The 23,819-nt window shown below is 69.5% G+C and carries 18 protein-coding genes and 1 pseudogene; 7 read left to right on the top strand and 12 right to left on the bottom strand.

Features of this window, described 5'->3' with window-relative positions; translation table 11 throughout:
- Positions 1 to 216 precede the first annotated feature (216 nt).
- The gene (locus OG878_RS37380; RefSeq protein ID WP_328890884.1) at positions 217 to 390 is read right to left on the bottom strand and encodes a hypothetical protein; all 174 of its coding nucleotides are present in this window, start codon (positions 388 to 390) and stop codon (positions 217 to 219) included.
- Here OG878_RS37380 and OG878_RS37385 point away from each other — a divergent pair.
- Positions 389 to 928, top strand: a complete 540-nt coding sequence (locus OG878_RS37385; protein ID WP_328890885.1) for a hypothetical protein — start codon at positions 389 to 391, stop codon at positions 926 to 928. The genes OG878_RS37380 and OG878_RS37385 overlap by 2 nt on opposite strands.
- 25 nt (positions 929 to 953) lie before the next feature.
- Here OG878_RS37385 and OG878_RS37390 read toward each other — a convergent pair whose 3' ends face one another.
- The 6 genes and pseudogenes from OG878_RS37390 to OG878_RS37415 form a co-directional block, all read right to left on the bottom strand.
- On the bottom strand, positions 954 to 1,454 hold the full coding sequence (locus tag OG878_RS37390; protein WP_328890886.1) for a hypothetical protein: 501 nt from the start codon (positions 1,452 to 1,454) through the stop codon (positions 954 to 956).
- A 12-nt stretch (positions 1,455 to 1,466) separates the two neighbouring features.
- A pseudogene (locus OG878_RS37395) lies at positions 1,467 to 1,613 on the bottom strand (alpha/beta fold hydrolase); the annotation flags it as partial.
- A gap of 397 nt (positions 1,614 to 2,010) precedes the next feature.
- Entirely contained in the window at positions 2,011 to 3,444 is a 1,434-nt protein-coding gene (locus OG878_RS37400) for an ATP-binding protein (RefSeq protein WP_328890887.1), read from the bottom strand.
- Positions 3,441 to 5,099, bottom strand: a complete 1,659-nt coding sequence (locus OG878_RS37405) for an FAD-dependent oxidoreductase (RefSeq protein ID WP_328890888.1) — start codon at positions 5,097 to 5,099, stop codon at positions 3,441 to 3,443. Before OG878_RS37405 ends, OG878_RS37400 begins: the two co-directional genes overlap by 4 nt.
- 146 nt (positions 5,100 to 5,245) lie before the next feature.
- Positions 5,246 to 6,670, bottom strand: coding sequence for an MFS transporter (locus tag OG878_RS37410; RefSeq protein WP_328890889.1), 1,425 nt, complete (start codon positions 6,668 to 6,670; stop codon positions 5,246 to 5,248).
- A gap of 338 nt (positions 6,671 to 7,008) precedes the next feature.
- Positions 7,009 to 9,720 (bottom strand): cellulose binding domain-containing protein, encoded by a 2,712-nt coding sequence (locus OG878_RS37415; RefSeq protein ID WP_443049215.1) that lies wholly within the window; start codon positions 9,718 to 9,720, stop codon positions 7,009 to 7,011.
- 593 nt (positions 9,721 to 10,313) lie between these two features.
- On the opposite strand from OG878_RS37415, the gene fusA reads away from it, so the two are divergent.
- Positions 10,314 to 12,407, top strand: coding sequence for an elongation factor G (gene fusA, locus OG878_RS37420; protein ID WP_328890890.1), 2,094 nt, complete (start codon positions 10,314 to 10,316; stop codon positions 12,405 to 12,407).
- Between the two features lie 209 nt (positions 12,408 to 12,616).
- On the opposite strand, the gene OG878_RS37425 is transcribed toward fusA, so the two are convergent.
- Both OG878_RS37425 and OG878_RS37430 read right to left on the bottom strand, forming a co-directional pair.
- Positions 12,617 to 13,153, bottom strand: a complete 537-nt coding sequence (locus OG878_RS37425) for a DoxX family protein (protein ID WP_328890891.1) — start codon at positions 13,151 to 13,153, stop codon at positions 12,617 to 12,619.
- 126 nt (positions 13,154 to 13,279) lie between these two features.
- Positions 13,280 to 14,728, bottom strand: coding sequence for an amidohydrolase family protein (locus OG878_RS37430; RefSeq protein WP_328890892.1), 1,449 nt, complete (start codon positions 14,726 to 14,728; stop codon positions 13,280 to 13,282).
- A gap of 556 nt (positions 14,729 to 15,284) precedes the next feature.
- Here OG878_RS37430 and OG878_RS37435 point away from each other — a divergent pair.
- The 4 genes from OG878_RS37435 to OG878_RS37450 all read left to right on the top strand — a co-directional run bounded on the left by OG878_RS37435 (position 15,285) and on the right by OG878_RS37450 (position 19,291).
- Complete coding sequence (locus tag OG878_RS37435; RefSeq protein WP_328890893.1) at positions 15,285 to 16,106, top strand: IclR family transcriptional regulator domain-containing protein; 822 nt, start codon at positions 15,285 to 15,287, stop codon at positions 16,104 to 16,106.
- Between the two features lie 75 nt (positions 16,107 to 16,181).
- A complete protein-coding gene (locus OG878_RS37440) occupies positions 16,182 to 17,372 on the top strand; it encodes a CaiB/BaiF CoA transferase family protein (protein ID WP_328890894.1) in 1,191 nt (396 codons plus the stop codon).
- Positions 17,365 to 18,207, top strand: a complete 843-nt coding sequence (locus tag OG878_RS37445) for a citryl-CoA lyase (RefSeq protein ID WP_328890895.1) — start codon at positions 17,365 to 17,367, stop codon at positions 18,205 to 18,207. Before OG878_RS37440 ends, OG878_RS37445 begins: the two co-directional genes overlap by 8 nt.
- 226 nt (positions 18,208 to 18,433) lie before the next feature.
- The gene (locus OG878_RS37450; RefSeq protein WP_328890896.1) at positions 18,434 to 19,291 is read left to right on the top strand and encodes a dioxygenase family protein; all 858 of its coding nucleotides are present in this window, start codon (positions 18,434 to 18,436) and stop codon (positions 19,289 to 19,291) included.
- A gap of 128 nt (positions 19,292 to 19,419) precedes the next feature.
- Here OG878_RS37450 and OG878_RS37455 read toward each other — a convergent pair whose 3' ends face one another.
- The 3 genes from OG878_RS37455 to OG878_RS37465 all read right to left on the bottom strand — a co-directional run bounded on the left by OG878_RS37455 (position 19,420) and on the right by OG878_RS37465 (position 21,973).
- Positions 19,420 to 20,370, bottom strand: coding sequence for an NmrA family NAD(P)-binding protein (locus tag OG878_RS37455; RefSeq protein WP_328890897.1), 951 nt, complete (start codon positions 20,368 to 20,370; stop codon positions 19,420 to 19,422).
- 253 nt (positions 20,371 to 20,623) lie between these two features.
- Complete coding sequence (locus OG878_RS37460) at positions 20,624 to 21,274, bottom strand: CatB-related O-acetyltransferase (protein ID WP_328890898.1); 651 nt, start codon at positions 21,272 to 21,274, stop codon at positions 20,624 to 20,626.
- Between the two features lie 246 nt (positions 21,275 to 21,520).
- Positions 21,521 to 21,973, bottom strand: a complete 453-nt coding sequence (locus OG878_RS37465; RefSeq protein ID WP_328890899.1) for a MarR family winged helix-turn-helix transcriptional regulator — start codon at positions 21,971 to 21,973, stop codon at positions 21,521 to 21,523.
- Between the two features lie 176 nt (positions 21,974 to 22,149).
- Between OG878_RS37465 and OG878_RS37470 the strand changes: the two genes are divergently transcribed.
- Positions 22,150 to 23,598 carry an MFS transporter gene (locus tag OG878_RS37470; protein ID WP_328890900.1) on the top strand — a complete coding sequence of 483 codons (1,449 nt, stop codon included), beginning with the start codon at positions 22,150 to 22,152 and terminating at the stop codon, positions 23,596 to 23,598.
- Positions 23,599 to 23,819: the final 221 nt, after the last annotated feature.

The following is a 23,819-nucleotide window of genomic DNA, read 5'->3' on the forward strand; positions in this document are numbered from 1 at the left end:
CTTAGAGCCCACTGCTGATTCAAGGATCTCTCGGTCCTGCCGCCAGATCGCGTCCAACGGGATCGCGCGTGCCGGGAGCAGGGAATCCGGCTCCAGCGGCACCGGTGAGGCAGCCGACGGTGACCATCCGTAGCGACTGCTCGCCGGGACGGTGCGACGACTGCCCTGCGCCGGATGTGCCGGACTCGAGGCGTGGGGCGGGACGTCACCTTCAGATCATCCGTCCTCGACGGTGTGGTGGCTCGGTGGCCCGAGGCCGGTGAGCGGACGCAGCTGTGTGGCCACCTCGGTGGGGGAGCTCATCGACGGGCTGTGCTGCGTCGACCGTGAGGACGCCACCGGCGACGTGCGCCGGTCTGCATGCGCGGTGACGCATATCGTTCCACGCATGCGAATGTCACCCAATGTGTATCACTCGTCCCATTGCGTGGTGGCGTTGGTGTCGCTCATGGCGCTGCTCGCGAGCATGGCGACGATCTCGCCGTACCCGGCCGACACCGAGCGCGCCCCGGTCGAGCGGGTGATCTACACCTACCGGTTCAGCCTCGGTTTTCACCCTTTCACCAGCCCCGGCGCGGTGCGCGAGCAACTGACCGACCACTTCTGGCTGTTTCCCGTGAGTGGTGACTGCCGCGGTCCACTGGAGCAGGGCAGGGAGTGCACGCTGACGGGCGGCAACCCGGTACGTGTCGAGTCGGTGGGCACGGACTGGTTTCAGATCGTCTCGTTGCGCGGCCACGCGGTCGGCGAGGGGCTGCACATCCGTTTCATGTTCGCGCGGATCCTGGGTCTGCATGTCCTGGCCGTCACAGCCTGGGCGTCGGCACGGACGGCGGACGAGGCCGGAGGTCTCGGCAACAAGGTGCTGGCCTGGACGCTCTGGCAGATTCTGGCCTGGACGCTCTCCGTCTCCGCCTATCTGTCCTGAGGACCTCGTTCGGGCATATCCGCATTCAGCTCTCCGCCGTGGGGTCCAGGCCCTTGATGACGCCGACGGTGACCAGCGCGTACGCCACGTGCGGAACGATGTCGGCGATCCAGTCCGACCCGGACCAGGTGCGCGGGTCGGTCACGCGCAGAACGGTCATGGGGCCATTGGTACCGATCAGCGCACCCACGGTTGCCGTAAGGGTCAGGACGGCGTTGCTCGGCCGCCATCCGCAGGAGAGGGCCAGGCCGAGCACGGCGCCCATGCCCACGCCCGCGGCCACGCCGGTGAGCGGACCGAGGCCCGCGATGCGGTTGCGGCGCACCTGCTCGTCGCCGGGGACCGGCACATGCAGGGTGTCCGAGAGGCGCTCCACGGTGACTTCCGGGGTGGTGCTCGCGGCGCGGCCCCGGAGGACCATGTCCAGGTACCCGACGGCGTCGAGGACCGTGGTCCCTGCAGCGCCTGCGGCCGCCCCGCACAGGAGGCCGCGCAGGGGGTGAGGTGCGTTGGCGTGGCCGGTCACGGGGCGCTATCCCTCCAGCAGGACGCGTTGCTGTTTCTCCCACGAGTGTCCGTCGAGCGGGTAGCCGTGGATCAGCACGATGGGCTGTCCACTGCCGTGGTCCTCGTAGTAGATGTCGATCGGTGTGCCGTTTTCCTGGCCCACATTGACGGTGGCCATGCGGTGCCTCACTTCTCCGTGCGGACGGCAGTGCGTTGTGGAGGCCTGGCCTCCTGAGCGCTCGTGTGCCGGCAGGAGGCGTGTGCTGTTCCAGTGAATACACCGGAGGGCGTACCTCGCCACCTGGGCGATACCAGGGGTGAGCGGATATCCCCGGCCTTCACGAACGCCGCCGACATGTGCCGGCCGGTTCCGTCAGGGCGACCCGGTCGACCTCACCGGAGCCGGCGAGGACGGCTGTCACCGGCACTTGAGGGGTGGCGCACAGCGGGCCAGGGGGAGCCGGTCCGACATCGCAGACCGGCCGGGCGGCGGGCAGGGAGAGCACCCGGACGGGTCGGGAGCGAGAACGCCGCGGCCTGCCGAGCACGTCGCCGACCGAAGAAGCTCGGCCTGCTCAGGCCTGATCGCCCTCGGGGCCGATCGGCAGGCAGACCAGGAAGCGGGTGTCGCCCGGTTCGGAGGAGACCCGAATGTCCCCATGGTGCTTGTTGACGACGATGCGGTAGGAGATGTCCAGCCCCAGTCCGGTGCCCTCACCGACGGGCTTGGTGGTGAAGAACGGCTCGAAGATCCGCGGTCTGATGTCAGCCGCGATTCCCGCACCCGTGTCGGCCACCTCCACGAACAGGGTCTCGTTCTCACGTCCCGTCCGGACGGTCAGCGTGCCCCCGCCGCGCATCGCGTCGACGGCGTTGACGATCAGGTTGGTCCACACCTGGTTGAGTTCGGCCCCGAACGCAGGAATCGGCGGCAGTTCGCGGTCGTAGTCCCTGACCACCCGTACACCGGACGGGATCTTCGCCTGCAGCATCGTCAGCGTGGCGTCGAGCAACGTGTGCACGTCCACGGTCTGCTGCGGCGCCCGGTCCAGCTGCGCGTACTGCTGTGCGGCGCCGACCAGTCCCGAGATGCGGGTCACGGCGTCATCGATCTCACCCATCAGGAGTTCCGCGTCGATGGTGTACGCCAGCCACCGCACCGTGGAGCCGAGATTGTCCTCTCCGATGGTGTCGGCCGCCGTGGTCAGCCACGGCACGCCGATGTTCGCGGCGACCAGAGTCGGTGCGAGATCCCAGGCCTCGGTGACCCCGTGCTCCTCGAGCCAGTCGCCGACGGCATCCTCCGCGTCCGCAGCGGCCAGCGCGGGCAGAGCGGAGGCCGCTGCGGCCTGTTGGACCGCATCGTCCTGCAGTTCCACGAGACGATGCAGCTCGGTTCCGTCCAGCCGGCCGTCAGCGATCATGGCGAGCTTGTGGCGCATGGCGGTCACCCGCTCCCGCAGCGCCGCGGTGGCCCGTACAGCAGCGGCCGCAGGATTGTTCAGCTCGTGCGTGAGGCCTGCCGACAGCGATGCCAGGGCCAGCAGCCGCTCGCGCTCATTGACGATGGCATTGGCCGCCCGCGTACCGATGAACAGGCCCTCCAGCAGGTGGAGTGCCATCGGGAACCACGTGCCCACCGCGCTCGCGAAGTCGTCGGCGGGCAGCACGAAGAACTCGGCATCGGTGACCGCCCGCAGGGTGTGGGGGTACCGCTGCTCGACGCGGTCACCGAGGTACGCGCGAGTCGCCCCGCTGTACACACCGCGCTGATCGGTGCGGGTGACCTCCACGTCGTCGCCGTGCAGCACACGGCTGAGCGCGATCGCCCCGCCGAGCAGCACGAAGAAACACGTGGCCGTCTCGCCCTCGCTGTACACCACGCTTCCGGCAGCCCATTGCTCCGTACGGCCGCGTTCGGCCAGCCAGTCGAGCTGCTCATCGCTGAGCTTGTCGAACAGGAACAGGGTCCGCAATTGCTCCGGTGACAGATGCGTTGACGTGGTCACTGCGCCTCCAGATAGCGGTGCACCAGCGCGACGGCCATGGCTCCCTCACCGACGGCCGATGCGACTCGCTTGACCGAGGAGGAACGCACGTCCCCCGCGGCGAAGACGCCGGGCACGCTCGACTCCAGGTGGTACGGATCGCGCGGCAGCCGCCATCCGGCCGGACGCTCTCCCTCGGCCACCAGGTCGGGTCCGGTCACCACGAATCCGCGCTGATCGCGGATGACCACCCCCGACAGCCATTCCGTATGCGGCTCGGCCCCGATGAAGATGAACAGCCACGACGCGGCAACGGTGCGCTCGGTGCCGGACCGGTTCTCACGGAGGGTCAGCTGCTGCAGGTGCCCCTCGCCGTCGGCACCGATCACCTCGGTGCACGGGTGGATGTCGATGTTGGCGATCGCGTTGATCTGGTCGATCAGATAGCTGGACATCGAACGGCTCAGATCACCCTGGCGGATCAGGACGTGCACACGCCGTGCGTAGCGTGAGAAATACACCGCCGCCTGCCCGGCGGAGTTGGCACCGCCGACGATGTACACGTCCTCCCCGGAGCAGCTGGGTGCCTCGGTGACGGCGGACCCGTAGAAGACCCCCGCCCCCGTGAACTCGTCCAGCCCGGTGGCGGCCAGCCGCCGGTAGGACACCCCGGTGGCCAGGACCACGGTGTGCGCGGCAATGGAGCTCTCCGGCCCCAGGTGCAGCACCCGGCCCGATCCCGCCACCTCCAGTGCGGCAGCCCGCTGCGCGCTGAGGATCTCCGCCCCGAACTTCAGCGCCTGGCGGCGGGCCCGCTCGGTCAGCTGGGAACCGGAGACGCCGTCGGGGAAGCCGAGGTAGTTCTCGATACGGCTGCTCTGACCGGCCTGCCCGCCGGTCGCCTGCTGTTCGACCAGGACGGTACGCAGCCCCTCCGAGGCACCGTAGACGGCGGCTCCCAGACCGGCCGGCCCTCCACCGACCACCACCAGGTCGTAGAAGTCCGATGCCGGAACGGTGCTGAGTCCGACCTGCTGGGCGAGCTCCTGCTCGGTGGGGCAGACCAGAGGCTTTCCGTCCGGGGTGATGACCAGCGGCACGTCGGCCGCGGACAGCCCCGCGGCCGCCAGCAGGCGCTCCCCCTCCGGCTCGTCGGACAACAGCCAGCGATAGGGCACGAGATTGCGGGTGAGGAAGTCACGGACCGCGAAGGATGGCGCGGACCAGCGGTGCCCGACCACGCGGGTCTGCAGGTCGGCCGGATCGGGTGTGTCGCGCCACAGGTCCAGCAGCATGTCGATCACCGGATAGAGGTGCTCCTCCGGCGGACTCCAGGGCTTGAGGAGGTAGTGGTCGAGGTCCACGACATTGATGGCGTCGATGGCCGCTTCCGTGTCCGAGTAGGCGGTCAGCAGCACCCGGCGGGCGCGCGGGTAGAGATCCATGGCCGCCTCGAGGAACTCGATGCCGTTCATCTGGGGCATGCGGTAGTCGGCGAGCATGAGCGCGAGCGGATCACCACGGAGCTTGAGCTCGCGCAGTGCCTCAAGGGCGTCGTGGCCGGAGAGCGCGCGCACGATGCGGTAGCGATCGCCGTACTGGCGCCGGATGTCGCGGGCGACCGCCCGGGAGACTGCCGGGTCGTCGTCGACCGTGAGGATCGTCGGGTTCGCCATGGTTCCATCATTCCCGCACGGGCGAGAAAACGGCGGCTGAAGAACCGAGCCCGCACTGCGGTGCCCGAGGCGGGCACGGCATGCTCACGGCCGGGCTCGGCGAGAGGCACGGGGCCCCGCCGAGCCCGCCGCAACACGCTGTGACGTCAGAGCGCGGTGCTGGTCGTCCGCTCGGCGGAGCGCACCGCAACCCCATGGCCCGGCAATGGCCGGCCCGCTCCGGCCTGCGGACCTCGGCGCCCGGAGAGCAGCGCCACGGCGCTCACCAGAGTGATCAGCTGCGTGACCACCAGGAGGGAGAGGCCCACGGTGAAGCCGTGTCCGCCGTCCATGGCGATCGCCGTTCCCATGAGCGTCGGCATGAACGCCGACACCAGGTTGCCGACCCCGTTGACCACGCCGTAGGCACTGCCGACACTGTCCGCCGGGGCGTGGCGCTGCACCAGGGTCGGGATGGCGGGCCCCTGCAGTCCCCAGAACCCACCGGCGAGGATCAGAGCGGCCGCCGCGACGGCGGCCGAGCTCGCGGACACGGCGAGCGCTGCGCACGCCCCCGCCCCGACACTCCCGACCACCAGCACCAGCGGGAGGCGCCGCTGGGGAACGCGGTCGATGAAGAGGCCTCCGAGCAGCCCCGAGCCGAGGCTGACAGCGAACGGGAGCGCGGCCAGCCAACCGGTCTGCGTCGCGGAGAAGTGGCGTGCCTGGAGCAGATACGAGGGAAGCCAGGATGCGGTGCCCCACAAGAAGGCCAGGGTGGCGATCTCGATGAGCAGGATCCAGCCGAGACGCGGTGTCCTCAGGGCGCGGACCAGGGTGGACAGCAGGATCCCGGGACCACGCGGGCGTTCAGCGGAGGCGATCGGTCCGCCCTCCGGCCCCCGGCCCGCGGTCCGCTCCTGTGCACGGTTCCGGCCCGACCGGCGATGGCCTGCACCCGGGGGACGGATGAACAACAGCACCAGCGGGATCCCGAGAACGGCGTTGAGCGCACCGAGGGCGTGGAAGGACGTGGCCCAGTCGGAATGCACGATCAGCAAGGTGACCAGCGGCATGCCCACGGCGGTGCCGAGGGAGACGCCCATCGAGCTGACCGCGTTCGGGCGGCCCAGCTCCGCGTCGGCGAACCGGTTCTTGACGTACATCGTCTTGAGCGAGAACAGCGGACCTTCCGCCGCGCCGAGCAGGCAGCGCACCGCCAGCAGCAGAAACAGGCTGCCGATCCACGGCGAGACGAAGGTGAGCACCGCCCAGGCGGCCACGCTCACCAGGAGTCCGCGCCGCACCCCGAGCAGGGTCTCGTACACCGGTGTGAGCACGAAGGCCGCGAGTCCGTAGCCGAGCAGGAAGACCGTCATGAGAGCGCCCTGCGCCACCCGGTCGCCGGCCAGCCCGAACCTGTCCAGGAAGGCGTCGTCGGTAATGAGCACCGACATGTTGACCCGGTCGACGTAGGAGATGGCCACGACGAGGGTGAAGGTGAGGACGCCGTACCAGCGCCCCGCCCGGGATCTGACGTCCGTGAGCTCCTGGTCGAGACCTCCCGGCCGCCCGAATGCCATGCGCCGCATGGGCACCGTCCCTTCACCGCGCGGGCATGACGCCCACTTATTTACCTTAGGGCTTAAATAATTGTGTCGCGGCTTTTTTAGCAGTGCGAGCGCGGCGCGGCAAGCGGCGGCCGAAGGCCCTCGACGGAGGCCGAACCGCACGTGCCGGGAACGTCACTACTGACTGAGTGTCAATTGGACATGCTGAAGCGCGAGTTGCTGATCCCGCCTCGGGCGGCCGTCGAGAGCGCAGGTCCGGTGCGGGTGGCCGCGCGGAAGCAGCGTGGCCACCCGCACCGCGTCGCACCACGGTGGGCCGCACCGGCACCATGCCCTCGGCAGCCGCGACCCGTCGGCGATCAGCCGACGGAGCAGGCATCGCCTCCGACGGTGAAGGCCGTCGGCTTGCCGTTGGTGCCCGGCGAGGTGCCGGTGAAGCCGAAGCCGACCGAGGAACCCGCCGCGACGTTGCCGTTCCAGTCGACGTTGGTCGCCGTGACCTTCGCCCCCACCTGCTGCGAGGTGGCGTTCCACATCTGGGTGACCTTCTGCCCGTCGGGGAACGACCAGCCCAACTGCCAGCCGCTGAAGGGCGTGTGGCCCGAGTTGGTGACCGTCACATCCGCCTGGAAGCCCCCGGACCACTCATTGGTGACCTTGTACGTCACCGAGCATGCGGCGTCCGCCGGCGGTTCCCCCGGATCGGGATCCGGATCGGGATCCGGGTCGGTGCTCCCGCCGTCGCCCTCGGGGGAGTTGCCGTACATGATTCCGCGTCCGTTGGTGGAGACGTACACCCGGCCGAAGACCCGCGGGTCCCCGGTGATCGCTGCGCCCGTCCAACCCCACTGGTGTGCATCGTCGTTGATCCTCGTCCAGCTCACTCCGGCGTCGGTGGAGCGGAAGATCCCGCGCACCCCGCCGATCTTCGCGCTGACGAAGAGCGTCTGGTACGGGGCACCCGTGGCGGCCTTGCCGAAGCCGACGCTGTCCGCCTGCTCCACGCCGGAGATCTTGCTGAACGTCGCACCCGAGTCGGTGGAGTGCCACAGACCGTACGCTCCCGTCGAGGCGCCGCCCGCCAGCCATACGTCGCCCTCGGCCCCGGGCAACGCCTTGAAGCGGACGTTCCCTTCAGCGGGCAGGCCGTTTGCCGCCGTCGCGGTGAAGGTGGCGCCACCGTCCGTGGAGACGTAGAAGGTGCCTTCCTTGAACCCGTAGAACTTCTTCGGGTTCCTGCGGTCGGACTCGACCGTCGCCCCGGCCGGGATCCCGGTGGAGGCGGTCCAGGAATTGCCGTACCCGGTCGTGCGGTGCACGCCCGCGCCCTCGGGGCTCCAGACGAAGCCGCTGCCGTCCGCGGCGGCGGCGACCGTCCCGCCACCGGTCACCCCGGAAGGCTCGGAAGCCTGGAACCAGTTGGCCCCGTTGTCCGTGGAGAAGCCGATGTGCGGGGCCGTATCGGCGTTGCCGACCCGTACGACCGTGCCGGGACTGGTCTCCGCGAAGTCCAGGCTGGTGGTCGAGTCGAGGTTCGGCGAGGTGAACATCAGAGGCGGTACGGCATCGAGATCGGTGTGCCGGAAGCCCCCGATGTCACCGAGGGCGCTCAGCAGCGGCGCGCCCGACGGCGGGCTCGCCAGATCGTTGACGGCCGTTTCCTCCAGCCCCTTCACCATGGGCGTGATCTTGATCTGGCCGCCCGAGTCCCAGGTCCTGAGGTTCTCTGTGCCGTAGACCGTCGCACCCGTGCCGTACATCATCCGGTTCGAGTCGAACGGGTCGATCTCCAGCGCCTCGGTCATCCAGCCGAGCTTGGGGGTGGTCTCTGGAGGGGAGGGGTTGGCGCCCCAGGACAGCCAGGGCACGGAGGAGATGTCCTGGGTGTAGCGGTTCGAGCGGTTCGGATAGCTCGTGTAGTCCCAGGCCTTCGTCCAGGTCGCCCCACTGTCCGTGGAACGGAAGATCTGCGTGTCGGGCCACCAGGAGCTGTAGGCCGTGGCCATCAGGGTGCCGGGCTGCTGCCGGTCGACGGACAGCCCGCTGAAGCCGTAGTACGTATCGGCCTCCGCGACCGGGCTGACGTCCGTCCACTCGCCGGAGGCCGTGTCGTAGCGCCAGATCCTGCCCTTGCCTCCGTCGTACGGGCCACCCGTATCACTGAGCGTCACATACAGGTAGCCGGTGGCGGAGTCGAGAACACCCTTGTGCGCCAGATAGCCGGTCGGCTGCCCCGCCAGCCGCGACCAGGTGGCACCGCCGTCGGTCGAGCGGTAGACGGAGTTCTGCTTGTCGGCCACCCCGACATAGATGTCCTGGGTGGCACTGCCCGCGCTGCCGCTGCGCTCGTCGAAGGTGACCCACACGATGCCCTGGTTGTCATTGGCGTAGCCCGTGGTGTCGGACGGGTCCTGTGCATAGTTCCCGGGGTTCGGGAACGCCGTCACCTCCGACCAGTTCGCGCCCGAATCGGTCGAGCGCCACAGCCCGTTGCCACTGGGCGCGCCCAGGTACAGCACCGAGTTCTTGTTCGGATCGACCGCGAGCCGCTCGCCCATGCCGCGCCCCGGCATGTTGCCGCCGAGCTTGAACGGAAGCGTGGACGTCTTCCAGGTGGCGCCACGGTCGGAGGAACGCAGGACCGCGCCGTTGGTGGGGTCCCAGCTGTTGGTGTACGTGCCGACCGCCGCGTACACGTTGTCCGGGTCGACCGTGTCGGAGGCGAGGCTGACCACCCCGGACCAGCCCCATCTGTCCCAGTCCACCCAGTCGAGCAGAGGGGTCCACTGCTTGCCGGTCTGGTCCCAGCGATACGCGCCGCCGATGTCGGTCCGGGCGTAGGCGAGGTTCTTCTCGGACCGGTTGAAGACGATGCCCGGCACGAAGCCGCCACCGTCGATCCGGACGTTCTTCCAGGTATAGGTGTCCGCTGCGATGGACACATCGGATGCTTCGGCGGCACTGGGGGAGTTGCCGGAGCGTGCTGCGGCGGGGGTGCCGGTGGCGAATAACCCGGCGGTCAGAGTGAGTGCCGCCAGCAGGGCGGCGAAGGGTCTTGCGCTTGAGCGCACGGAAAGGTCCTCTCCGAACGGGACCGCCACAGGTGGCGGTGCGGGGCCGATACAAAGATGGGAGCGCTCCCATGCGCAGGATGATGGTAGCGGCGCACCCCTTCGGGGAGAAGGGGTGGTGCACACGGTCATCGGATGACTTCCCGTGCTGGCTCTGTGACTCCTGCCGATCTGCGACGCACACCCGAAGCAGTGGCTTCGTGGGGTCCACCGAACCTCCCGCGGGAAAAAACCGGTTTCCCGCCCGGCCACGGGTTCCTACACTCCAGGAATCGCGCGCCGTCACGACGACGCAGCGCGCGCCGTGACGAGTGAGGGGAGACCAGCCGTGTGCCACCGCACCGCTGTTGTCGTTCCCCGGTCACGGTATGAGGTGATTCTGGTGTCTTCGTGCGCCCGGTGCCGGCTGCGCGGCCGGAACCGGATGTCCGTGACGAACACCTGACCCCTGTCTGCCCGGTGCCGAGATCAACCGGTCGGGACCATCCCGATGAGGTTGCGCCGGACCGGGGTCCCCCCGTGGCCTGACCGCAGGCCCGTTCGTCCGGGAATCGCGCTGCCCCGCTCCGGATCACCCCGAAAGGCCATGGGCCATGCGCACCGACCTGAACCGACATCTCACAAGTCCGCTGACCGGCGTCCGAAACCTCGGCGTCCTCGCTCACGTCGATGCCGGCAAGACCACGCTCACCGAGCGGATCCTGTACGCCACCGGGACCACGTACAAGCGTGGCGAGGTCCATGACGGGACGACCGTCACCGACTTCGACTCCCAGGAACGCGACCGTGGGATCACCATCTTCGCCGCCGCGGTGAGTTGTGTCTGGGCCGGTCACCGGATCAACCTGATCGACACCCCGGGCCACGTCGACTTCTCCGACGAGGTGGAACGCTCACTGCGGGTGCTGGACGGCGCGATCGCGGTGTTCGACGCCGTTGGGGGAGTCGAGCCGCAGAGCGAGTCGGTGTGGCGGCAGGCCGACCGGCACGGGGTGCCGCGGATTGCCTTCGTCAACAAGCTGGACCGTGCCGGTGCCGACCTCGACACGGCGGTCGAGTCGATCCGGACGCGGTTGCATCCGGCCCCGCTGGTGGTCCAGTTGCCGATCGGAGCGGAGGACGCGTTCACCGGTGTGGTGGATCTGCTGCGTATGCGGGCGCTGGTCTGGGCCCGCGACACGGTCGAGGAGGGCCCGGTGCCCGAAGTGCTGCGCGAGGAGGCGAACAGACGCCGCCGGCTGCTGGAGGAGGCGGTGGCGGAACTCCATCCGCTTGCGCTGGAGGAGTTCTGCGCGGAGTCGAAGGTCTCCGCGCAGACCCTGGCCTCCGCGCTGCGCGACCTGACCCGTACCGGTGACGGCGTGGTGGTGTTGTGCGGTTCGGCGTACCGCAACCGCGGGATCGAGCCGTTGCTGGATGCCGCCGTGGCCTATCTGCCGTCGCCGCTGGACGTGCCGGCGGTACGCGGCACCCACGACGGCGCGGTGCAGGAGCGGGCCGCCGACCCGGCGGCTCCGTTCGCGGCGCTGGTGTTCAAGGTGAGTTCGACCGCCACGGGGCGGCTGACGTACCTGCGTGTGTATTCCGGAACGGTCGAGAGGGGGGAAGCGGTGCTGGACGTCGGCGCGCGGCGCATTGAGCGCATCGGCAGGATTCTGCGCGTCCAGGCCGACCACCACGCGGAGACGGACCGGGCGGTGGCCGGAGACATCGTCGCGGTGATCGGGCTGAGGTCGGCCCGTGCCGGGGCCACTCTGTGCGTACCCGGAGCCCCTCTGGTTCTGGAGCCGCCGAGCGTCGCCGATCCGGTGGTTTCCGTGGCGGTCGAGGCCCGCAGGAGCACCGATGCGGACCGGCTCGTCTCGGCGCTGGCGCGACTGGTCGAGGAGGATCCCTCGCTTGTGGTCAGGACCGACTGCGAGACGGGCCAGACGGTGCTGTCGGGGATGGGTGAGCTGCATCTGGAGGTGGCGGTGGAGAAGATCCGGCGCGCCCATGGCCTGGACGTCGGCACCGGCCGGCCGAGGGTGGCCTACCGGGAGACCGTCGCGCGCGGCGTGTCGGGGCTGGTGTACCGGCATGTCAAGCAGGACGGAGGCGCCGGTCAGTTCGCCCATGTCGTGCTCGACACGGAGCCGTTGGAGTCCGCTCCGGACACTTCCGGTGACAACGGCACTGGCAGCGCGGTGGACTTCGTGTTCCGCTCGACCGTCGTCGGTGGCAGGGTGCCGCAGGAGTTCGTCCGGGCGGTGGAGGCCGGCTGCCGGGATGCTCTTGCCGAGGGGCCCCTCGGTGGTCACCCGGTGACCGGGCTGCGGGTCACGCTCACCGACGGAGCCACCCATGCGAAGGACTCGTCGGAGATGGCGTTCCGGACGGCCGGCAGGCTCGCACTGCGCGAGGCCCTGCGCGCCGGCGTCATGGTGCTGCTGGAACCGGTGGCCGAAGTCACGGTCACCGTCCCCGACGACGCCGTGGGCGGGGTGCTCGGCGATCTGGCGGCGCGGCGCGGACGGGTCTCGGGGTCGGTCGCGCGGGCAGGCACGGCGGTCATCACCGCGACCGTGCCGCTGGCCGAACTGTTCGGCTACGCGACCCGGTTGCGCAGCCGGACCCGGGGCCGGGGAACGTTCACCACCCGTCCCACCGGCTTCGCCCCGGCGCCCGCCGGGATTCCGTCCCGGTGACGTGACGGCCTGCCCCGCCCGGGACCGGGCGGGGCAGGCCGGACGGGAACATCCCCGAGGGCCGGTTTCTGTGCCGGACGGGGTGGCCGCGGCGCTGTCCGGGCTGTGGCAGGGCCGTTGCGGCGAGCCGAGGGCCAGGTGATCGCCCCTCGCCGCGATGGCGTTGCCTCACGTGCCGAAGACGGCAGGCGGCTCGGTTCCGTGATCGTTCAGATTCCTGTGCGGCCGTCGCCCTGTGCTGTGGCCGCCCGCCTCGCGCGCAGCGTCCGGGTGCGGGAGGCGAGGGGCACGGCCGACGCGAGGAGCCCGAGCGCAAGCGCGGCAGCCCCCCACGCGTAGCCGGACAGCCGGTCCATACCGAGGGCGGCGTCGAGCGACCAGGGCCCCGGCCCGGTGAAACCGAGCACCGCGGCGACGGCGCCGTACCAGAACGGAACCTCGCAGCCACCCCGTTGTGCCCAGAAGCCGTTGCCCGCCGTCGCGACGGTGGCCACCGCCATCGTGCCGATGACGATCGCGCAGCCACCGGGCGTCAGCAGCCCTGCGGCGATCGAGACCGCACCCGCGAGCTCCACCAGGCCGGCTGCCAGCGCCATCCGCGCACCGGGTGCGAACCCCCACTGTTCGAAGACGGCGCCGGTGCCGGCAAGACCGGCGCCGCCGAACCAGCCACGCAGCTTCTGTGTCGCATGGCCGAACAACAGGGCGGCGAGCAGCACCCGCAGCAGCAGCAGTCCCACGCTCATCGAAGTCACCTTCCGTTTTCACGACGGCCCGAGCCGCACCGAGATGTGCGAAGTCCCCCCAGCACCCGGCGTCCTCGGTGGCGCAGCACGCATGGACGACCGGAAGTACCTCCGGCAGACGTCGGTTCAGCGGCCGTGCGTCGTGGTGCTGCGGTAGTCGGTGTAGGTGTAGGGGTTGTCGAGGATCTTCGTCGCGGGGATGTCCGGGTTCATGCCCTTGCGCCACTCCTCCTCACCCATGGCCGACCGCAGGTGCTCGACGGTCTGCTCGACCTCGCGCCGTACCGCGGCGAGGTCGACTCCGAGCAGGCGATGCTCGTGCTTGACCACCCGCCCGTTGACGACCACGGTGTGCACGTCGCCGCGCTGCGCCTGGAACGCCACGTGGCCGTAGGGATTGAGCACCGGGAAGGAGACCGGCGAGTGGTCGTTCTTCAGCAGCACGAGGTCGGCCTTCTTGCCCGCCTCGATGCTGCCCAGGTCGTTCTCGCGGCCCAGTGCCCGGGCGCCGCCGAGAGTGGCCCATTCCACCACCTGATCGGCGCGCAGCGCGCAGTGCGTGACGGTTTCCCCTTGGGCGTGTGCCTCCAGATGCCCGCGCGCCCGGTCGGCACCCAGCGTGGTGCGCATGGCGGAGAACAGGTCCCCGCTCCACCAGACACTGGTGTCCATCGACAGCGAGACGGGGATGTCGTGGGACCGGATCGCCCACGTCGTCGGGTAGCCCTGTCCGGCGCTCTGCTCGCTCTCCGTGGACACCGAGATCGAACCGCCCGTCGCCGCGATGCGGTGGTACGAGTCGGCCGACAGGGTGGAGGCGTGCACGTAGACCGTCTCCGGCGTCATGAAGCCGTTCTCGTACATCAGCCGGATGCCGTCGTCGTTGGTGGCGCCCCAGACTCCGGCATGGGTGGTGACGGCGACGCCCAGGTCGCGCGCCACCTCGAAGGCCGGCTTCTCGGGGAACGCCGGGTCGCCCGTGACGTCGAAGGCGATCTGGAAGCCGAGCATGTCGTCACCGGTGATGCGGCGCCGCACGAAATCCCGGAACTGCGGGGCCGCGGTCCATTCCGCAGGAGCCTGCTGGATGTTGCCGTAGGCGAGGACGAACCGTCCGGGCACCGACTGCAGCGCGTCGACGGCGGCGTCCGCGTGATCGACCGTCTGGAGCCCGTGCGACCAGTCGACGACGGTGGTCACCCCCGCGTCGAGTGCCTCCACGGCGGCCAGCAGGTTCCCGGCGTGCACGTCCTCCGGCCGGAACGCCGTGCCGTGCTCGAGGTAGTACCAGACGAAGTACTGGCTGAGCGTCCAGTCGGCGCCGTAGCCACGCATCGCCGTCTGCCACATGTGCCGGTGCGTGTCGATCATGCCCGGCATCACGATCCCGCCGGAGGCGTCGATCTCGACCGTCCCGTCCGGAACCGCGAGCTGCGGACCGACCGCGGCGATCCGGTCGTCGACCACGAGCACATCCGTGTCGGTGAGCACCTGACGCGCACGGTCCATGGGCAGCACCGTGCCGCCACGGAAGACGACGGACCGTCCCGGCGGGAATGCGGTGGGTCGACTCATCACTGTTCTCCTTTGTGCTGTCGGTTCGGGGCGGCGAATTCGTGCTGTCGGTTCGGGGCGGCGAACGGCAGGCGACGCCGGATCGCGGTGCGGAGCGTGATCCGCTGCTCGTCGAGCCGGCCCGGACGAGACGCCTGCTGCGGACCCGGTGGAAGTCGCCGTTCTGCGCTGCGCGTGCGACCACGGCGTCCTCGGCCGACCGGGCCCACGGGAACCGGGGCGGGCGCAAGCACGATGCACTGGAGGAGCCGGGCGACGACTACGTCGTAGGAGTCCATCTCGCTCACTTTCGGACCAGCGTCCGCATGGCGGTCGTCTGCTGCCGAGTGATGATGATTCAGCCAAAAGGGGTTGTCAATACTCTGGTATCGAGAGCGCCGATGGTCGGCTGAGGGACCGGCTGTCCGCAGTGCGGTCGAGTTCGACGCCGACCGTGGGACCCTGCGTGCCATGACGCCCTCTGCTGCGTAAAGTGCCACCCTCAGGCTGTCCGCAGAACGGACGATCGTCGCGACTTCCTGATCATCGCCGCCACAACACACCCCGAGGAGAACCCATGCCCCGCGAAGGAACAGGGCCCGATTTCATCGAGGCGCTGGCCCGAGGACTGGAGGTGATCACCGCGTTCCAGCCCGGGCGACCGGTGATGTCGCTGACCGACGTGGCGAACGCGACGGGGCTGGCCAGGCCGACCGCGCGCCGCATCCTGCTCACCCTGGCCGAGCTGGGATACGTACGGCAGCAGGCGGGCGGGTTCGCGCTCACCCCCCGGGTGCTCGACCTGGGCGTCGCCTACGTCCGCTCGATGGGGCTGTGGGACGTCGCGCGGCCGCACCTGGAGTGGCTGGTCGAGCGCACGAACGAGTCCTGCTCGATCGCGCAGCTCGACGGCTCGGACATCGTCTACGTCTCCCGGGTGTCCGTGCCCAAGATCGTCGCGCTCGCCGTGCAGATCGGTACCAGGTTCCCCGCGCTGCAGACGTCTTTGGGCAAGGTTCTGCTGGCTGCACTTCCGCCGGACGAGGTCGCCCGGATCCTTGCCGAACCCAGCCGGTCCGGCCTGGCGACCGTGTGGCGGCCCGACCGTGCGGAATGGGAGGCGGAGCTGCGGGAGGTCCGTGCGCGCGGCTGGGCGATGACCGACGAGCAACTGGCGAGGGGCATCCGGTCGGTGGCGGCGCCGCTGCGCGACGGATCGGGGCGTGTCATCGCGAGCGTCAACGTCAACGCGCATGCCGCGGAGACTTCGGTGGAGGTGCTGCTCCACGACCATCTGCCCCTTCTGCTGCAGGCTGCGGGCGAAATCAGCGTGGACTTCGCCCGGCTCGAGTCCGCGCCGCACGTGATCCGGCCGGCGAGCGCGACTGCGACACCTTGACGCCCGAGCCGTCCGCGACTCAGAATCGCTGCAGCGGACACTTGTCCGCTGAACGGACGGGAAGAGGCAGGGTCGATGTCACAGAGCGCCACGCCCGCTCGCTCGGGTACTGCGGGGCCACTGTCCGGAGTGCTGGTGGCGGACTTTTCGCGCATACTCGCCGGGCCGTACGCCACGATGCTGCTGGCGGACCTCGGGGCCGATGTCGTCAAGGTCGAGGGACCCCACGGTGACGACACACGGACCTGGACGCCTCCCGTGCGGGACGAGGTCTCCACCTACTACCTCGGGATCAATCGCGGGAAGCGCTCGATGGCGCTGGATCTCCGTGACGAGGCCGACGCCCGGATCGCACGCGAACTGGCCCGCCGCGCGGACGTCGTGATCGAGAACTTCAAACCCGGCGGGATGGCGAAGTACGGGCTGGACTTCGACGCGGTCCGCCGCGACAACCCTGGCGTGGTCTACACGTCGATCACGGGTTTCGGCTCCGGTCCGGGGCGCCACGTGCCCGGTTACGACCTCATGGTGCAGGCCATCTCGGGGCTGATGAGCCTTACCGGCGACCCGGACGGGCCGCCCTACCGGGCCGGCATCTCCGTCTTCGACGTGATGGCCGGTAACCACGCCACGATCGGCATCCTGGCGGCTCTGCGCCACCGGGACACGACCGGGGAGGGGCAGCTCGTCGAGGTGAATCTGCTGTCCTCGGCTCTCACCGGACTGGTCAATCACAGTTCGGCCTTCGTCGCAGGCGGAACGGTGCCGTACCGGATGGGCAACGCGCACCCCAGTGTGTTCCCCTACGAACCACTGCCCACCGCGGACAACGACCTCATCGTGACCGCCGCCAACGACGGGCAGTTCCGCAAGCTGTGCGAGGTGCTCGGCATTCCTCGGGTCGCCGACGACCCGCGCTTCGCACGCAACGCCGACCGCACGGCCCACCGCGAGCAGCTACGGCCTCTCCTGGTCGAGCAGCTGGCCGAACGCGGTGCCGGCGAATGGTTCGAGTTGCTGGTCGAGGCCGGCGTGCCGAGCGGGCCGATCAACACCATCGACGGTGGGTTCGCCATGGCCGAGCGGTTCGGGCTGGAACCGGTGATCACCGTGGGGGAGGGCGAACGCGCGGTACCCACCACACGTCACCCGATCCGCTTCTCCGCCACCCCGGCCACCTATCTGCTGCCGCCACCGGAACTCGACGAACACGGCGACGTGCTCCGCACGTGGCTGTCCGGCCCCGAGGAGAAGAACCGTGACTGAGCCGCAGGCCCGCGCCGTGTATCCCACTGCCCTGGGCGCGTCCGACCTGAAGAACATCACCCTGCTCGGTCATGACCTGGCCGAGGACATCATGGGCTCGGTGGGCTTCGGCGAGCTGGCGTTCTGGCTGGCCACCCAGCGGCGGCCGAGCCCCGGCGAGACACGGGTGTTCGAGGCGGTGCTCGCTGCCTTGGCGGACCACGGGTTCACCCCGACGGCCATCGTCACCCGGCTGACGTACCTGTCCGCACCGGACTCCGTCCAGGGCGCCCTTGCCGCCGGCCTGCTCGGGGGCGGTTCGCGATTCCTCGGAGTCACCGAGGACACCGGCAGGTTTCTGCACGACGTCCTGCAGTCGCTGGGCGGCGCCGTCCCATCCGACGAGGCGGGCTGGGACGAGGTGGCGCTGCGCACGGTGCAGCAGCAGCGTGCGGCCGGGAAATTCGTTCCCGGGCTGGGCCATCACGTCCACAAGGCGGGAGATCCGCGGACGCCGAGACTGATGCAGATCGCGACGGAGGAGGGCCTGGTCGGTCCGCACCTGTCGCTGTTCGCGGCCATCGGCCGGGTGCATCCGGTCGTGCTGGGCAAGACACTGCCGCTCAACGGCGCGGGCGTCTGCGGCGCCGCGCTCGCCGACCTAGGACTGCCCCTGCCGCTGCTTCGCGGGTTCGCGCTGCTCGCCCGCACCGCCGGACTGATCGGGCAGCTCGCCGAGGAACTTCGCCATCCGGTCGCGCGTGACGTGTTCCTCTCCGTCGACCTCAACAACACTTCCGTCCCGGCGGACCCCTTCGTCCCCGAGTCGTTCCCGGAGGAAGGCCGCGACGGCTGACGGCGGCGTCCTGCGGCGGTGGGCCCCGGAACGGGCGCCTCACCTGCGCGTGTCGCCCGGCACCACCTGATCCGCGACGCGCCCACGGGCCGGCCCCGACGGCCGGCGAGAGGCGTGCACACCCGGATCGGCGCCAGCCATGCCCACCAGCCGCTCGACGGCAACGTGCAGGAACCAGCACCACAACGGCCGTCACCACACCCGCAAGGCACACCGAGGAGCAACCATGTTTGTCGACGAGGACAACATCACCGACCTTGCCGTCCAGCGCTGGGGCACTGCCCACCCGAAGCGCCTGTCGGAGCTGATGACCGCACTGGTACGGCACCTGCACGCGTTCGCCCGGGACGTTCAACTGACCGAGGACGAATGGATGGCCGCGATCGAATGGCTGACCGCGGCCGGTCAGATCAGCAACGAGAAGCGTCAGGAGCTGATCCTGACCTCCGACGTGCTCGGGCTGAGCATGCTTGTGGTGCAGCTGAACAACCGGTACGCGCCGGAGGCGACCCCCGCCACCGTACTCGGGCCGTTCCACATCGACGGATCGCCCGCTGCGCCGTACGGCTTCGACATGTCGGACGGCATTGCGGGCACTCCGCTGTTCTTCACCGGCAAGGTCACCGACGTCGAGGGCGAGCCCATTGCCCACGCCGTACTCGACGCATGGCAGGCCGACGCCGACGGCAATTACGAGTCCCAGATGCCCGACGTCGATGAGGCCCGGCTGCGGGCGAAGTACCGGACCCGGGAGGACGGCACCTACTGCATCCGCACCATCGCGCCGCGCGGATACGCCATTCCGATGGACGGCCCGGTCGGTGACCTGATCCGCAAAACCGACATCAGCTACTTCCGTCCCGCTCACGTGCATTTCCTCATCGACGAGCCCGGGCACCAGAAGCTGATCACCCACCTGTTCCAGGAAGGCAGCGAGTATCTCGACAGCGACGTGGTCTTCGGTACGAAGGACGCGCTGGTCGTACGGTTCACCGAACGGCCGGCGGGAGTCGCGCCCGACGGGAGCACTCTCGACGAGCCCTACCTGCATGCCGAGTACGACTTCGTCCTCCAGCCCGACTGACGCGGCCGTTCGGGAGCGGCAGCCACGAGCAGAGCGGTGCCCGCCGCACGAACGGCCCCGGCGGCATGGACCGCTTCGGCGCTGGAACCCGCGGGCGCAGACGTACCCGCGGTGCGGGCCGCTGCGGATCAGCGTGCGCGTGCGTCGTCGCCGGTGAAGGCCGCGGACCGGGCCCGTACGAAGTCGCTGAAGCGCAGCGGGGAGTGTCCGGTGATCAGCTCCACGTCGTCCGTCGCCCGGTCGTATCTGTTCTCGGCGTGGAGGCGCGCCATCTTGGCGAGGTGCTCGCCGATGTGATCCGGCAGGCCCAGCGGGGTGAGCCTGGTGCGCACCCACTCCTCGTGGGGGACATCGACGTAGGTGATGGTCCTGCCCAGCGCGTCGGTGAGCTCCTGCGCGATGGCTGTCATGTCGCGGGAGCGGTCTCCGGTCAGGCCGTAGGTGCGGCCCGCGTGGGTCTCCGGCGCGGCGAGGATGGTGGCCACGACCTCGGCCACGTCCTGGGTGGCGACCGGGGAGGTACGGCCCGATCCGAAGGGAAGCCGGATCGTGCTGTCCCGCGCGATGTCGGCGGCCATGATCATCTGGAAAATCGGGTTCTCCATGAACACCGTGGGCCTGATGTGGGTCACCGGGAGGCCGGACCAGTTGAGCGCCTGCTCGGCGAGCCAGTGCTGACGCTGTTGCCTGGACTCGCCGGAGCCGGCCAGTGTCATCTGGGAGACCGTCAACTGGGACATGTTGACGAAGATCTCGAGACGCCCTTGGTCCAGGGCCGCGGCTGCCGCGGTCATGGTCGCCTCCAGATAGTGCGAGGAGACGCCCAGTCCGAAATACATGCGGCGACAGCCGTCGAGTGCCCGGACCAGGTCGGCCGCCCGGGTCAGATCGCCCACGGCGATGTCCGCCCCCAGGGCGCGGAGCTCGGCGGCGCGTTCGTCGTCCCGGTGGACGAAGGCGCGCACCGGTAGACCATCGCCGCGCAGGCGTTCCACCACCATCCTGCCGACTCCGCCGGCGGCGCCGGTCACGAGAGTGAGGGCAGTGTGGGGAGAGGGGGTCGAGTGTCGGTGCGCCATGGGTGCGATCCTTCCCGATGGCGGCGCCCGGCTGTGGGATGCGCTGCCGGGCAGACCGGGATGGCGCAGTGGCGCAGGACGTCCGGCGCGCGATGCCGCGGTGCCCTGCGAGGAGGCCGGAAGGGGCCCTTTCGCGCAAGCCGGGCAGGTGAAGCTCGTCGCTGCCTTGCCGGCCACCGCGATGACGAGGGCCTCCGTGCAGAGGCTCCCACGGCGGTCCCGACTCGCCTGCGCGACAACACCCGTGCCCGCGTCATGTGTGAGAGGTGCCCGGCGCAGCGGCTTCCAGGTCGGCGACACTGCCCGACATGATCGTCCGCACGTGCTCGGTGATGTGCTCCGCAGGCCAGTCCCACCACGCCACCGCCAGCAGTCGGGCGACGTCCGGGTCGCTGTAACGGGTGCGGATGGGGCGGGCCGGGTTGCCGCCCACCACCCCGTAGTCGGGCACGTCCGCGGTGACCACGGAGCCCGATCCGATGATCGCGCCGTGTCCGATCCGAACGCCCGGCATCACCGTCGCTCCGTAGCCGAACCAGACGTCGTTGCCCACGACGGTGTCCCCGCGGTTCGGCAGGCCGGTGAGCAGATCGAAGTGCTCGGACCACGAGCCGCCCATCGTGGGGAAGGGGAAGGTCGACGGGCCGTCCATACGATGGTTGGCGCCGTTCATGATGAACCGCACTCCCGTGCCCAGCGCGCAGAACTTGCCTATGATCAGCTTCTCCGGCCCGTAGTGGTAGAGCACGTTGCGCGTCTCGAACGCGGCCGGATCGTCCGGGTCGTCGTAGTAGGAGTACTCCCCGACCTCGATCAACGGGGACTTCACCAGCGGCCTGAGCAGTACCACCCGGGGCTGCTCGGGCATGGGATGGAGCACTGTCGGGTCGGCAGGTACGGGCATGGCGAGCGATTCCTCGTGATCTCGGTGTCAGTCTCCCGAATCATGATCACGGTAATGCGCCTGCCGGAACACCGATTTACCACTTGCGAGAACACACACCCGCAGCCCGCGATCCCGGGGCAGTGCGCGATCGCGTCCTCCAGGAACACCCCGAGACAGCGGACCGGGCGGCGCCGGGACGCCTGACGGCCCGCCTGCCCGAGCGCTCTGCGGCGCGCCGACGCCCGGGCATGCACGGCACGCCGCTCAGGGGCGGGGCCAGGGGCGTCCGTCGAGGTGCTCGATGCTGGTGTTGAAGCGTCGCAAGTAGGCCGCGAAGTCCGTGATGTCATCGTCCGACCACTCGGCCATGACCTTGTCCAGGGCGCGCGTGATCACATCGCGCTCCTCGTCGAGCAGACGCGCACCCTTGTCGGTGATGCGGAATTTACGGGCCATGCCTCCCTCGGGGTCGGGGATGCGTTCGACCAGGCCGGTGCGCATGGCTGCGGCGGTCTGCCGATTGAGGGTCGACGCGTCGAGACCGAAGGCGTCACTCAGCTCGCTGATCGACATGGGGCCCTGGATGCGGATCCGGGAGAGCAGGACGTAGGCGCTGCGCTCCATCACACTGTCCTCGCTGCGGCCGCGCCGATGGCTGAGGACGTGGCGGCTGAGCAGCATCTGCTCGTATTCGACCTGGTGTGTCGGCCTGTCCATCCTGCTGCCTCCCGGTTACCGCTTGCTTCCGTCCGCCGGTCCTTCGAGGGGCGGACGCTGCCCCCATTCTGCTACGTCGCTGATGACGGCATGCACGGCGCATGGAACGTGCATGATGCATTGGGCATGTACGATGCACAAAATCATTCTGAGCAGATAGCCGAGGAAATCCCCTCATGGACGTCCCACAGCCTTCATCCCGCGCAGGCGGTGTAGTCGCCACGCTGGCACTTGCCGGCATCACGGCGGCGATCATGCAGACCCTGGTCACCCCGCTCCTCGCGGACCTCCCGAAGATCCTGCACACGTCGTCGTCCAACGCCGCATGGGTCATCACCGCCACCTTGCTGGTGGCAGCCGTGTGCGTACCGGTCTTCGGCCGCCTCGGCGACCTGGTCGGCAAACGCCGGATGCTGCTGGTGTGCTCCGTCCCGCTGGTGGCGGGCTCCGTGGTGTGTGCCCTCTCCTCCTCCGTCATCCCGATGATCATCGGACGGGGCCTTCAGGGCATGGGCATGGGCATGGTGCCGCTCGGCATCGCCCTGCTGCGTGACGTGGTCCCTGCGGAGAAGGTGAGTTCCTCCATCGCGCTGGTCAGCGCCTCCATGGGCATCGGCGGCGGGCTCGGCCTTCCGATCGCCGCAGCCATCGCCCAGTACGCCGACTGGCGCGTGCTGTTCTGGGGGTCCGCCGTACTCGCCGCGGCCGTCGCCGTGCTGATCTGGTTCCTGATCCCCGAGGTGCCGGCCGGCGCCAAGGGGCAGCGTTTCGACGCCGTCGGCGCGCTGGGACTGGGCATCGGACTGGTGAGCCTGCTGCTCGCCGTGTCCAAGGGGGCCGACTGGGGCTGGGCCTCGGCCACCACGCTCGGGTTGTTCGCCACCGCGGTCGTTGTGCTTGGCGCATGGGGCTGGTGGGAGCTGCGCACGAAGGACCCGCTGATCGACCTGCGCACCACGGCACGTCCCCGTGTACTCCTGACCAACGTCGCCTCGGTCTTCGTCGGCCTGGCCATGTACGCGAGCATGCTGGTCGTTCCGCAGCTGCTTCAGTTCCCCGAAGCCACCGGTTACGGTCTCGGGCAGTCCATGCTGGCGGCCGGTATGTGGCTGCTGCCCGGCGGAATCATGATGATGATCGTCTCCCCGCTCGGTGGCATGCTCACCAACGCCCGCGGGCCCAAGACCACCCTGATCTGCGGTGTTCTGGTGATCGCTGCCGGATACGCCGCCTCTCTGGCGCTCATGGGCACCGCATGGGGCCTGATGCTCTCCATCATGATCATCAACAGCGGTGTCGGTCTCGCCTACGGCGCGATGCCCGCCCTGATCATGAGCGCCGTCCCGCTCTCCGAGACCTCGGCCGCCAACGGGTTCAACGCCCTCATGCGCTCGCTGGGCACGTCGATCGGTGCCGCCGTGATCGGTGTCGTTCTCTCCCAGATGACCACCACCATGGGTGGCCACACCCTCATCTCCGAGGACGGCTTTCGCACCGGCCTGATGATCGGCTGCGGCATAGCTCTGACCGCCGCGGTGATCGCAGCCGCCATCCCGGCCGTACGGCGCACCGCGGACCCGGACACCGGGCAGACGACGCCCGCACCCGTCGCGGCCGAGCGCTGACGCTCTCGACGTTCCGTCCGCCGCGGGGCCCTGCGGCGGACGGACCTCGGGGCCCGGGTGTCTCGCACGCACCTCTCGATGACCGGCGTGGGCTTCGGTGAGCACCTGGCACGGCTCGCCGGGAAGGACCGATGACGGGAGGGAGACGCCCGCAGCACCTGCTCCGGACGAGCCGCACTTCTCCAAAAGATTTTCTTTCGCCGATGTAGAGATCCGCGGCC

It is taken from the genome of Streptomyces sp. NBC_00316, from assembly GCF_036158715.1.
Classification (GTDB): domain Bacteria; phylum Actinomycetota; class Actinomycetes; order Streptomycetales; family Streptomycetaceae; genus Streptomyces.